The organism is Bradyrhizobium sp. SZCCHNR1015 (assembly GCF_032489875.1).
GTDB lineage: Bacteria > Pseudomonadota > Alphaproteobacteria > Rhizobiales > Xanthobacteraceae > Bradyrhizobium.
In genome coordinates, this window is the sequence record NZ_JAUEYW010000010.1 from 1 (window position 1) to 12,751 (window position 12,751).

Genomic DNA, 12,751 nt, shown 5'->3' on the forward strand with positions numbered 1-12,751 from the left:
ACATTCAACGCCATCTCCGAGAGCCGCCAAGAAAACGAGAATACCAAGCGTTAATTTGGTAAGTTAGCGCCAATGAGGCATACCCCTCACCCAACCGAGTTCGCAGGACTTTCCTACATGTCCTCTCCCACAAGGGGAGAGGACACATTCATGAGCACCGCGCCTGCCGATCCACAACGGGCGCAATGATTATTTGAACAAAAGGACCACCTCATGACCGTCCAGGCCGCGCTACGTTCCGACAAGGCCGATCTGCTGCGCGACGCGCGCCTCGAGGCCTATGCGACGCCGATCGAGGACTTCCATCCCGGCGCGCCCAGGCTGTTCCAGAGCGACACGATCTGGCCGTGGTTCGAGCGGCTGCGCAAGGAGGCGCCGGTGCACTACTGCACCAAGGCGCCGATCGAGCCCTATTGGTCGGTGACGCGCTATCACGACATCATGCATGTCGACACCAGCCACGCGCTCTTCTCCTCGGACGTCAGCAATGGCGGGATCATGATCCGCGACGTGCCGCCCGGCTACGAATGGCCGAGCTTCATCGCGATGGACGAGCCTCGCCATGGCGAGCAGCGCAAGACGGTGCAGCCGATGTTCACGCCGGAGCATCTCGACGAGATGGCGGTGCTGATCCGGCAGCGCTCGGCGAAGGTGCTGGATTCGTTGCCGCGCAACGAGACCTTCAACTGGGTCGAGAAGGTCTCGATCGAGCTGACGACGCAGATGCTGGCGACCCTGTTCGACTTCCCGTTCGAGGAGCGCCGCAAGCTGACGCGCTGGTCGGATGTCTCGACCGCGCTGCCCAAGAGCGGCATCGTCTCGTCGGAGGAGGAGCGCCGCCGCGAGCTCGCCGAATGCGCCGAGACCTTCGGCCGGATGTGGAAGCAACGCCAGGCCGAGCCCGGCCGCGACCTGATCTCGATGATGGCGCATAGCGAGGCGACGCGCCACATGACGCCGGACAATCTGATGGGCAATCTGATCCTGCTCATCGTCGGCGGCAACGACACCACCCGCAATACGATGACCGCCTCGGTGCTGGCGCTGAACGAGAACCCGGCCGAGTATCAGAAGCTGCGTGACAATCCGGCGCTGATCGAGACCATGGTGCCCGAGGTGATCCGCTGGCAGACGCCGCTCGCCCATATGCGGCGCACGGCGCTGGTCGATACCGAGCTCGGCGGGAAGACAATCAGGAAGGGTGATCGCGTCGTGATGTGGTACGTCTCGGGCAATCGCGACGAGGAGGTGATCGAGAACCCCGACGCCTTCATCATCGACCGCAAGCGGCCGCGCATCCACCTCTCCTTCGGCTTCGGCATCCACCGCTGCGTCGGCATGCGGCTGGCCGAGCTGCAACTGCGCATCGTCTGGCAGGAGATCCTCAAGCGCTTCGACCGAATCGAGGTCGTGGGCGAGCCGAAGCGGGTCTATTCCAGCTTCGTGCGAGGTTACGAGTCGCTTCCTGTGAGGATTCCGGGGTGAGGGCCACGCCTGAGGCCCCCCACCTGTTCGATCGCCCGTCGTCGCAACCCGGCGGCGCGATTCGAGTTAGAAGCCGCGACTGAAATTGCCGTCAGCCCGCCCAATCTCGAGCGCTTGGGCCTTCGATACCCGATCGCGACACATGATGTATTTCAGAACCTGCGCGTCGGTCCCGGCACGATGGGCACGCCACATGTCGAGGGAGAAGCCGTTCTTTGCCATGCAGGCTTGAGAGTGAGGACTGTCGTTGCGCTCTCTGGCGTTTGCAACGCTGGAAGCGAAGAGCGCGGTCGATACCAGGAAAAAACCAAGCAGTTTCATCAAATCATTCCCTTGAGATGTCATGTGAGATCAAACACGGGAACAATAGCCAGCACGATCGCAAGCACAAGCGTGGGGTTGCCCATAAAATCACGGGGAGACATGATGACCTCATGTGATGAGGCGCAACGCGTGCTTTGACCAGATCATTCCTCGCACCCTTTGCGGGTGCTCATTTACCGAAAGTCGTCATGGCAGTATCCGACCCGCCGACAACAGGCCCCGACTGGCCGCTTGCCATCTACGAGGCGCTGAAGGCCGCCGACGTCCGGCAACTCTGCTACGTCCCGGACGCCGGCCATTCCCGTCTGATCGGCCTTGCGCATGACGATCCCGCGATCGCCACCACGGTCCTGACCACCGAAGAGGAAGGCGTCGCGCTGTCCGCCGGCGCCTGGCTCGGCGGCCAGCGCGCGGTGCTGCTGATGCAATCGAGCGGCGTCGGCAATTGCGTCAACATGCTCTCGCTGCTTCAGAGCTGCCGCTTCCCGTTCCTCACTTTCGTGACCATGCGCGGCGAATGGGCCGAGTTCAATCCGTGGCAGGTGCCGATGGGAAAGGCCACGCAGGCCGCCTTCGAGATCATGGGCGTCACCGTGTTCCGGCTCGAGCATCCCGAGGACGCCGGCGAGATGGCGGCCGCCTCCGCCAAGCTTGCCTATGACAGCGAACAGCCGATCGCGGTGCTGATCTCCCAGCGCATGATCGGCGCCAAGAAGTGGACGGAGGCCAAGTGATGCGTGCCGCACTCGACCGCCGCGCCGCCGTGAAGGCGCTTTTGCAGGACCGCGGCGACCTCCTGGTCGTCAGCGGCCTCGGCTCATCGTCCTACGATGTGTTTGCCGCCGGCGACCATGATGCGAATTTTTACCTGTGGGGCGCGATGGGCGGCGCAGCCATGATCGGCCTCGGATTGGCGCTGGCGCAGCCGTCACGACCCGTCGCGGTCATCACCGGTGACGGCGAGCAGTTGATGGGGCTCGGCAGCCTCGCGACATCGGCTGCGAAGAGGCCGCGCAATCTTGCGATCGTCGTGCTCGACAACGCGCATTTCGGCGAGACCGGGATGCAGATGAGCCATTCCGGGCTCGGCGCAAATCTCGAACTGATCGCGACCGGAGCCGGCTTTCCCTCGGTCAGCACCATCGAGGACAGCGCGGCGCTCGATGCCTTTCGGCCGAAGCTGCAAGATCTGTCCGGGCCGCATTTCGCCCGCGTCGCGATCTCGACCGATCACGTCGACCGCGCGCTGCCCGCACGCGACGGTGTCTTCCTCAAGAACCGTTTCCGCGGTCATCTCGGATTTCCCGTCAGCTAGAACGCAGCCGCAGGCCGCCTGCTCTGTCGCTCCGGCAAGGCTGCTCGGCTGCAACGCTGGCATTCCAAGCTTGCCAAGCGTGACCCGCTTGGTCATAGGCTATCAGGAACAAGTCCAGGGAGAGAGCCCAGGCCGCGTCACGGCGGCCCGCGGAGCAACACATGACAGACCAGCATCAGCACGACGATTACGCCGACATCCGCGACGCAGTGGCCAAGCTGTGCGCGCAGTTCCCCGGCGAATACTGGCGCAAGCTCGATCGCGAGATGGCCTACCCGTCCGCCTTCGTCGATGCGCTGACGCAGGCCGGCTATCTCTCGGTGCTGATCCCCGAGGAGTATGGCGGCGCCGGATTGAAGCTGTCGGCGGCGGCGGCGATCCTCGAGGAGATCCAGCGCGCCGGCTGCAATGGCGGCGGCTGTCATGCCCAGATGTACACGATGGGCACGGTGCTGCGGCACGGCTCGGCCGAGCAGAAGTCCAAATGGCTGCCCAAGGTCGCCAGCGGCGAATTGCGGCTGCAGGCGTTCGGCGTCACCGAGCCGACCTCGGGCACCGACACGACCTCGCTGAAGACGGTCGCGAAGCGTGACGGCGACAGCTACATCGTCAACGGCCAGAAGATCTGGACCAGCCGCGCCGAATATTCCGACCTGATGATCCTGCTCGCGCGCACCACGCCGAAGGACCAGGTGCAGAAGCGCACCGAGGGTCTCTCCGTTTTCATCGTCGACATGCGCGAGGCCAAGAAGGCAGGGCTCACCATCCGCCCGATCCGGACGATGATGAACCACGCCACGACGGAAGTGTTCTTCACCGACATGCGCGTTCCGGCGGAGAACCTGATCGGCGAGGAAGGCAAGGGCTTCCGCTACATCCTCTCCGGCATGAATGCCGAGCGCATCCTGATCGCGGCCGAATGCGTCGGGGATGCCAAATGGTTCATCGCCAAGGCCACCGCCTATGCCAAGGAGCGCGTCGTGTTCGGCCGTCCGATCGGCCAGAATCAAGGCATCCAGTTCCCGATCGCCAAGGCCTATGCGTCGATGCGGGCCGCCGAGCTGATGGTCAAGGAAGCCACCCGCAAATACGAGGCCGGGCAGGATTGCGGCGCCGAAGCCAACATGGCCAAGATGCTCGCGGCCGACGCCTCGTTCGAGGCGGCCAATGCCTGCATCCAGACCCATGGCGGCTTCGGCTTCGCCGAGGAATACGACGTCGAACGCAAGTTCCGCGAAACGCGGCTGTATCAGGTGGCGCCGATCTCGACCAACCTCATCCTCTCCTACGTCGCCGAGCACGTGCTCGGCATGCCCCGGTCGTATTGAGGTCTGCGATGCTGCCGCTTGAGGGAATCACCGTCGTCGCCGTCGAGCAGGCGGTGGCCGCGCCGTTCTGCTCGTCGCGGCTGGCCGATGCCGGCGCTCATGTCATCAAGATCGAGCGGCCCGAGGGCGATTTCGCCCGTGGCTATGACGCCGCCGCCAAGGGGCAGAGCAGCTACTTCGTCTGGCTCAACCGCGGCAAGGATTCGCGCGTCGTCGATCTCGCCAAGCCGGAAGGCCGCGCCGAGCTCGAGAAGCTGATCGCCGGCGCCGACGTGCTGCTGCAGAACCTCAAGCCCGGCTCGATGGACAGAATGGGCTTCGCCCGCGAGCGGCTGCGCAAGGACTATCCGAAGCTGATCTGCTGCACCATCACCGGTTACGGCGACACCGGTCCCTACGCCGACCGCAAGGCCTATGACCTGCTGATCCAGGCCGAGAGCGGGCTCGCCTCGATCACCGGCGGGCCGGATGGTCCGTCGCGCGTCGGCATGTCGATCGTCGACGTCGCCACCGGCGCGACGGCGCATGCCGCGATCCTGGAGGCGCTGATCAAGCGCGGCCGCACCGGCGACGGCGCCGATATCAGGATCTCGATGTTCGACGTGATGGCCGACTGGCTCACGGTGCCGCTGCTCAACGCGGAAGCCGGCAATGCGCCGAAGCGCATCGGCCTCGCCCATCCCTCGATCGCGCCCTATGGCGTGTTCACCTCGAAGGACGGCAAGGACATCCTGATCTCGATCCAGAGCGAGCGCGAGTGGAAGACGCTGTGTGCCAAGGTGCTGGACCAGCCTGCCCTGCCCGACGATCCGCGCTTCGCCAACATGGTCGCGCGCGTGCGCAATCGTGCGCTGACCGACGGCATCGTCGCCGAGCGCTTCGCGGCGCTGTCGCGCGATGAGCTGCTGGGCAAGCTCGCGAGCGCCGACATCGCCTTTGCCGAGGTCAACAGCATGGCGGATCTCGCGGTCCACCCGCATCTGCGGCGGATCGAGGTCGACACGCCAAACGGCGTCGTCAGCTATCCCGCACCGGCGGCGATCGTGGTCGGCGACGACAGGCGTTACGGCGCCGTGCCCGCGATCGGCGAGGCCGCCTCGCCCCATCAGCGAAAGGGATGATCATGACGGACATGCTCGATCTCGATCACCTCCGGCAATGGATCGGCCGCAGCGCCGAGGCGACCGACCTCGTCACCCCGCAGCTCACCAAGGGCCTGCGCGCGACGCTGTTCCTGGACATCGGCGAACCGACGACCGGCGACATCGCGCCCTACACAGTGCACTGGTGTTTGGGCCAACCGGTGTTTCCGCACGATCAGCTCGGCCCCGACGGCCATCCGACGCGCGGCGGCTTCCTGCCGCCGGTGCCGCTGCCACGGCGGATGTGGGCCGGCGGCGAGGTGCAGTTCGTCGATCCCCTGCGCGTCGGCGATGTCGCGACGCGTGTTTCGACGATCACCGACGTCACCCTGAAGAGCGGCTCGACCGGCCAGCTCTGCTTCGTGTCGGTGGAGCATGTCGTATCGACGCCGCGCGGTGTCGCGGTCCGTGAGCGCCAGGACATTGTCTATCGCGACATGGGCGGCGCGCCGGCTGCGCCGGCAAAAGCGCCGCCGCCTCCGGTCGCGCAGCACAGCGAGACGCGCGTGTCCGATGCGGTGCTGCTGTTTCGCTATTCCGCGCTGACCTTCAACGGCCACCGCATCCACTACGACCGCGACTACGTCACCAGGGTCGAAGGCTATCCGGGCCTGATCTTCCACGGCCCGCTGCAGGCGGCGCTGCTGGTCGAGTTCGGCGCCAGGCTGAAGGGCAAGCCGCCGGCCAGGTTCACCTACCGCGGCGTGCAGCCGTTGTTCGAAGGCAGCGAGTTCTCGGTCAACGCCAACGACAAAGATGGCGGCCTCGAGCTGTGGACGGCCAACGCCGAGCGGCAGCCGACCATGAAGGGCACCGCGACGTGGTGAGATAGGCTATCGTCATTGCGAGCGAAGCGAAGCAATCCAGGGCCGCACCCGGGACTCTGGATTGCTTCGTCGCTTCGCTCCTCGCAATGACGGCAATTCGAGGAAACGCCTTTGGCAAGAACAACCAAAACAACAACCAAGCCCGTGACCGTCAAGCAGGCCACCTTCGCGCTGCTCCGCGCCTTCGGCATCAAGAAGGTGTTCGGAAATCCCGGCTCGACCGAGCTGCCGTTCCTCAGCGACTGGCCCGAGGACATCGACTACGTGCTCGGCCTGCAGGAGGCCTCCGTCGTCGGCATGGCCGACGGCTACGCGCAGGCGACGCGCAATGCCGGCTTCGTCAATCTGCATTCGGCGGCCGGCGTCGGCAACGCGCTCGGCAACATCTACACCGCGCACCGCAACCAGACGCCGCTCGTCATCACGGCCGGCCAGCAGGCGCGCTCGATCCTGCCGCTGCAGGCGTTTCTCTATGCTGAGCGTCCCTCGGAGTTTCCGCGCCCCTACGTCAAATACAGCGTCGAGCCGGCGCGGCCCGAGGACGTGCCGGGCGCGATCGCGCGCGCCTACTACACGGCGATGCAGCCGCCCTGCGGGCCGACCTTCGTCTCGATCCCGATCGACGACTGGATGCATCCGGCGCAGCCGATCGCCGCACGCAAGGTCAGCCGCGAGCTCGGCCCCGATCGCGCCGCGATGGACGAGCTGGTGGGCGCGCTCGCCGCCGCGAGGAATCCCGCGCTCGTGGTCGGCCCCGGCATCGATCGCGCCGGCTGCGTCGACCTGATGGTTGCGGTCGCCGAGAAGGCCAGGGCCGCAGTCTGGGTCAGCCCGTTCTCGGCACGCTGCGCGTTCCCCGAGCGCCATCCTCAGTTCCAGGGCTTCCTGCACGCCTCGCCCGGTCAATTGTCCGACGCCCTGAAGCCGCACGACCTCGTCGTCGTGATCGGCGCGCCGGTCTTCACCTTCCATGTCGAAGGCCATGCCGCGATCTTTGACGGCGCGACGACGCTGTATCAGATCACCGACGACGCCGAGGGCGCCGCGGTGCCGCCGATCGGCACCAGCATCATCGCGACGATGCGCCCGGCGCTGTCGCTGCTGCTGGAGCTGCTGCCGGAGACCAGGCGCACGGCGCCGAAGGGCCGCGTACTGCCGGCGGCGCCGAAGCCAGCCGATCCGATCCCGGTCGACTATCTCCTACATACGCTGGCGCAGGCGCTTCCGGCGGGCAGCGCCGTGGTCGAGGAGATTCCCTCGCACCGGCCGGTGATGCACAAGTACATGCCGATGCCGGGCGCGGATTCGTTCTACACGATGGCGAGCGGCGGGCTCGGCTACAGCCTGCCGGCGGCGGTCGGCATGGCGCTGGGCCGTAGCACCGGCCGCACGGTGTGCCTGATCGGCGACGGCTCGGCGATGTATTCGCTGCAGGCGCTGTGGACATCAGCGCAGCGCCGGCTGCCGCTGACGGTCGTGGTCATCAACAATTCCGGCTATGGCGCGATGCGCTCGTTCAGCCAGGTCATGCAGGTGCGCAACGTGCCCGGGCTCGAGCTGCCCGGCCTCGACTTCGTCAAGCTCGCCGAGGGCATGGGCTGCGACGCGGTGCGCGTGAGCCATGCCGCCGAGCTCGAAAGTGCGCTGGCGCGAGGCCTCTCCCATGCCGGCACGAGCCTCATCGAGGTGATGGTCGACGCCGCGGTGCCGCTGCTCTACGCCCAGAAGGGCTGAGCCCGCGTTCGTACAGCGGACGTTCTGTCAACCACGCCGTATGCGACAATGCGTCGCATCTTCAATGGCGGCAGCATGGCTCGCCGCGAAATGCTCATCGGCCCGCCGCAACCGTGCAACCGGCGGTGTCGAGCGCAACCGATTGTTTCCAAAGCTTTCTGCTCCCCCGCGCCATCTCGCCGCGGCCGGCTTGCCGCAAACATCGCGAAATCCTGCCGTCAGCTCGCAGGCAGACGCCTTGCTGCTTGCAAGGTCCGACCATTCTGCAAGCCAAAATCATTTTCAAAAGGTTCCATCATCCAATCCAGCGTACCAAGGGAGTTGAGCTGATGGCGGATAAGAAGAATCTTCAAACCGCGGCGTCGAGGACCGATCTCTATCGCCATGTCAGCGTGCTGGCCCTGATGTCCGCTCTGGCGGTGACGGCGCTGCCGCATCAGGCCCATGCGCAGGCGATGACCACCGCCCTTGCCACGTCGGCCACCACCAACGCCGCCGCGAAGGCGGCGCAGGATGCGGCGGCGAAAGCCGCGGCACAGGCGGCCGCCAAGGCTGCCCAGGATGCCGCTGCCAAGGCCGCGGCTGCTGCCGCCGCCAAGGCCGCGCAGCAGGCTGCTGCGAAGGCGGCGACCGACGCGGCTGCGAAGGCTGCAGCCAACGCCGCTGCGAAGGCCGCGGCCAGCGCCGCCGCCAAGGCTGCTTCCACGGCTGCCTCCACGGCTGCGACCGCCGCTGCGGCGACCGCGGCGAGCAGTGCCGCCAAGACTGCGGCTGCAACGACGACGGCCGCGGCCATGACGACCAGCACCACCGCCAAGCCGGTTGCTGCCACCACCACCACCGCGGCTGCGACGACCAGCACGGCCGCCAAGCCTGTCGCCGCCGCCAGCACCGCTGCCAAGCCCGCTGCTGCCGCCACCGCGGCAACGACGACGACCGGCACGGCCAAGACCGCCGCCGCGACCACCACAAGCACGACCACCACCGCCGCCAAGCCGGCCGCGGCAACCACGACCACCGTCGCGCTCGCCAAGGCCACCGCGGCGCCGGCAGCCGCAGCGACGCCGGCCAAGGCGGCCGCCGCAGCGTCGAGCAGCAGCGATGCCGTCGCCAAGGCCAATGCCGCCGCAGCAGCCGCGGCGCAGACCGCGGCCGCCGCCGAGGCGCAGGTCGCTGCCGACCGCAAGGCGATCGACGTCGCCCGTCAGGCCGAGCAGAACGCGAAGGGCGCCGCGATCGAGGCGCAGGAACAGGCTGAAAAGAACCCGACAGCCGCCAACCAGGCCGCGGCGACCGCGAACGCCGCGAAGCTGAGCGCGGCCTCGGCCGCGCTGCAGGCCGCGTTCCAGAAGCTCGACAAGGACATCGACGTCTCCAACGAGGCCAAGGAAGCCGCCAACGCCGCCAAGGACACCGCGCGCGAGACGGCCGAGGCCGCCGGCAAGGCGGCCCAGCAGGCCGGCCAGGCGGCCGGCAACGCCAACAATGGCGGCAATGCCAACAATGGCGGAGCGGCGGCCGGCAACGGCGGCAACAACAACAATAACAACAACCAGCAGAACCAGGCGGCCCAGGAAGCCGCCGAGCAGGCTGCGCTGCAGGCGGCGTTGAAGACCGGCGAGCAGGCACGCGCGGTGGCCCAGCAGAAGACCCAGGCCGCGCAGGCGGCCGCGACCCAGAACCAGAAGACGGTCGAGGCTGCGCTGAACCAGAAGATCGGCACGATCGATGCGACGGTCGAAGCGGCCGAGCAGAAGGTGAACGCCGACCGGCAGGCCCTGGAGCAGGCGCGCCAGGCTGCGCAACAGGCCAAGCAGGACGCACAGGAGGCCGCCGAGGTCCTCGAGCGCGCCAACAATGCGGCCAACCAGGCTGCGCTGGCGGCCGCCCAGGCCAAGGCGCAGACCACCGCCAACGCCTTCAACCAGGCCAACGCGACGCTGAACGCCGACAACCAGGCCCTGACCCAGGCCCGCGAGACCGGCGAGCAGCAGGAGCAGGCGCTGCGGGCCACGGCTCAGCAGCAGATCCAGGCCGGCTACACCGCCGCCCAGCAGGCCACCCAGGCCGCCTGGGCCGAGGCGCAGCAGATCGGCAACGCCGCGCTGGCCGCGCTCGAACAGTAAGACCGCTCCGCGCCGCCGCTCGGGTTACGCCGGGCGGCGCGGACACCGATAACGATAACAAGACCATCACCAGCCGCATGCCGAACCGACCGGGGATGGCGCACGCGTCGGCGACCTGACCTCATCCCGCCGCGTGAGACTCCCCGGTCACCCCACCCGTCAGGCATGCGTTGCCTCGAGGCCCCGTCCCCTGCGGGGCCTTTCTTTTTTGCGCGAGATGGGCCAGCCCGCCCTCGACGGCGATGCAGACCGCGCGCATCGGCCGCAAATCCGGTCGGACAGACGTCGCCGCGTCGGAAGCGCGGGTTCGCGTTCGCGCCCTCGCTGTCGCGCGGCTCGCGCGGAACGACGGGCCGAGGTGCACGCGGCGACTGTCGTCCACCCGCCCTGTTGCCCGCTCAATATTGGAATCGCACGCCGACGACGCCGACCACCGCCATGAAGTTGTTCAGCGCGATGTTGGAGCGGGTCCATTCGGTGCGGACCTCGCTCTTGAGCTGAACGTTGCGGTTCATCTTGTAGGTGCCGCCCGCGGCAACGAACATGCGCTGGTCGACGCGGCCGATGCCGACGAACTGATCCTGGCCGTAGCCGCCGCGCAGCGTTCCGATCAGCCACGGCTCGAACTGATGATCCATCTGCAGGATCACGTCGCGCGACAGGATGCCCGAGACGTTCATCGCCGGCGTCTCGGAGGCCTGCGAGCGCGCCACCAGCACGAAGGTGGTGGCGTCGGTCGCGGCCCAGGCGAGCGTCGCATCCGCGATCACGCCGTTGATGTTCGGCATCAGCGGCGAGTCCATGCGGCGCGTGAGATAGCCGACCGAGGCTTCGCCGGTCAGCGTTCCCACGTTGACGACGGCGCCGCCGCGCGCGGTGATGCCGCTGGAATCGCGGCGCTGGCCGTTGAAGTCGACCTGCAGATCGTGGTTGCGCCGATCGAAACTCATGTCGACAAACGGCGAGATGTTCGGCGTCAGCGCATAGGTGATGCGGACCTGCGCGCCCGGCTGGGTGTAGTTGCGGTCCTGCGTCCGCAGCGGCACGTTGGCGACGATCAGCGCGTCGTTGAACACGACGCGGTCGGCCGATCCCTTGAATGCGATCTCGGCGGGACCGATCTTCTGCAGCACGCCGGCGCTGCCGCCGAACGTCGTGGCGCGGGGCAGCTTGAGCGCGCCCGGCAGCGCCAATGCATCGTTGACGAAACGCGCCTCGCCGGTGATCGCGGTGCCCTCGGTGACGTCATAGCGCCCTTGCGCCCGCGCCTCGAAGGTCGGATGGCTGAGCGAACGGACGTTGGTGTCCTCGGTGTAGGCGCCGCGGAAATCGGCGTTGAGCTGATGCCGCTCCCATTGCGAGCGGACCGCGACCTCCGTCGCCACGATGGCGACCGGTGAGCCCTGCCCGCCGTTTCGCCGGGTCGGATTGGTGTCGTAGCCGGCCTGGATCTCGACGGCGGGCTTCACCAGGAACGACCCGACCATCACACCCGTCGGATCGTAGGGCTTCGCATCGGCGGTCACCGGTTGCGGTTTCACCGTGTTCAGATTGCGATCGGGAAGAACGTCGCGGTTGCGCAGCACGGCCGCGGGCTGGGCTGCTGCCACGGTCTCGTCCGGCTTGGCCGGCTGTGCCTCGGCGGCTGGCTTTGCTGCGATCTGCCGTGCGGCGGGTTGCGGCGCGGCGCGTTGAGCGTCTCCCGCCGGCTCGGCCGTGGCGACGCGCGCGCCACGGGCGGGCTGAAACGCGGCGAATCCGAAGCTGCCGACCGCCGCGTCGCGCTTGCCCGGCGCGGCCAGCGACGGCGCACCGGCCTCGCGCACCGGACGCAGCAATGCGCTGACGCCACGCGGGTCCTGGCGCATCATCAGCGTCCGGCTGTCGTTGGTGATCCGCGGAACGTTGTAGTAGATGCTGCGCGCCGTCACGTGACGGAAGAACAGCCGGTCGGCGCGTCCCGGAACGACGTCCGTCGGCTTGGCCTTGATGGTCTGCTGCGCGGACGCGCCGTCCACCACCATCACGGTCAACAGCAGCACCTCGACGAGCGCGAGCGTGACCCCGCGGTGGGATCGCGTCACCATGAGCCGCTTGGTCCGCACCGCGAACGCGCCGGTCTTGTGTGGTGAATGAGCCTGCAAAGCAATGCCGGGGTATGCCAATATCACGCGACGACGTCAGGTCAGGGCGCCGTCGCAATGAATACGCAGCGCATGCACGCGACGAGCTCCCCTTGCCTGGCAGATAGCCGGAAAACGTCGGCGGAAGTTTTGCCGAGCCGGGATGATTTCAGGCGAGATTGAGAGCTGTTCGCAATGAGTCGCCGCGAAGCCGCGCAGCGGTGTCTTGGCGTTCGCAGACCAAACTAATTAGTTGAAACGAAGACGATCGCTGCGCGGAAGCCGGCGAAATTCGGACCTCGGCATGATCCTCTTTCGACGACAATCAAGGGTCCGAGACGGCTGCG

Annotated in this window: 10 protein-coding genes; 8 read left to right on the plus strand and 2 right to left on the minus strand. The window is 67.2% G+C overall.

What is annotated here, in order from left to right:
• Positions 1–213 precede the first annotated feature (213 nt).
• Positions 214–1,485, plus strand: a complete 1,272-nt coding sequence (locus tag QX128_RS17700; RefSeq protein WP_316238087.1) for a cytochrome P450 — start codon at positions 214–216, stop codon at positions 1,483–1,485.
• Positions 1,486–1,551: 66 nt separating this feature from the next.
• Here QX128_RS17700 and QX128_RS17705 read toward each other — a convergent pair whose 3' ends face one another.
• Positions 1,552–1,806: a hypothetical protein gene (locus tag QX128_RS17705; RefSeq protein ID WP_316238088.1), complete on the minus strand. Its 255-nt coding sequence runs from the start codon at positions 1,804–1,806 to the stop codon at positions 1,552–1,554.
• 191 nt (positions 1,807–1,997) lie between these two features.
• Here QX128_RS17705 and QX128_RS17710 point away from each other — a divergent pair, with 191 nt between their 5' ends.
• The 7 genes from QX128_RS17710 (at position 1,998) to QX128_RS17740 (ending at position 10,281) form a co-directional block, all read left to right on the plus strand.
• On the plus strand, positions 1,998–2,543 hold the full coding sequence (locus QX128_RS17710) for a thiamine pyrophosphate-binding protein (RefSeq protein WP_316238089.1): 546 nt from the start codon (positions 1,998–2,000) through the stop codon (positions 2,541–2,543).
• Positions 2,543–3,124 carry a thiamine pyrophosphate-dependent enzyme gene (locus tag QX128_RS17715; RefSeq protein WP_316238090.1) on the plus strand — a complete coding sequence of 194 codons (582 nt, stop codon included), beginning with the start codon at positions 2,543–2,545 and terminating at the stop codon, positions 3,122–3,124. Before QX128_RS17710 ends, QX128_RS17715 begins: the two co-directional genes overlap by 1 nt.
• 161 nt (positions 3,125–3,285) lie before the next feature.
• Entirely contained in the window at positions 3,286–4,452 is a 1,167-nt protein-coding gene (locus QX128_RS17720) for an acyl-CoA dehydrogenase family protein (RefSeq protein WP_316238091.1), read from the plus strand.
• Between the two features lie 8 nt (positions 4,453–4,460).
• The gene (locus QX128_RS17725) at positions 4,461–5,573 is read left to right on the plus strand and encodes a CaiB/BaiF CoA-transferase family protein (RefSeq protein WP_316238092.1); all 1,113 of its coding nucleotides are present in this window, start codon (positions 4,461–4,463) and stop codon (positions 5,571–5,573) included.
• A gap of 2 nt (positions 5,574–5,575) precedes the next feature.
• Positions 5,576–6,421, plus strand: a complete 846-nt coding sequence (locus QX128_RS17730; protein WP_316238093.1) for a MaoC family dehydratase N-terminal domain-containing protein — start codon at positions 5,576–5,578, stop codon at positions 6,419–6,421.
• 111 nt (positions 6,422–6,532) lie between these two features.
• A complete protein-coding gene (mdlC, locus tag QX128_RS17735; protein WP_316238094.1) occupies positions 6,533–8,155 on the plus strand; it encodes a benzoylformate decarboxylase in 1,623 nt (540 codons plus the stop codon).
• 329 nt (positions 8,156–8,484) lie between these two features.
• Entirely contained in the window at positions 8,485–10,281 is a 1,797-nt protein-coding gene (locus QX128_RS17740) for a hypothetical protein (RefSeq protein ID WP_316238095.1), read from the plus strand.
• A 398-nt stretch (positions 10,282–10,679) separates the two neighbouring features.
• Here the strand turns inward: QX128_RS17740 and QX128_RS17745 are convergent, their stop codons facing one another.
• Entirely contained in the window at positions 10,680–12,368 is a 1,689-nt protein-coding gene (locus QX128_RS17745) for an outer membrane beta-barrel protein (RefSeq protein ID WP_316238096.1), read from the minus strand.
• Positions 12,369–12,751: the final 383 nt, after the last annotated feature.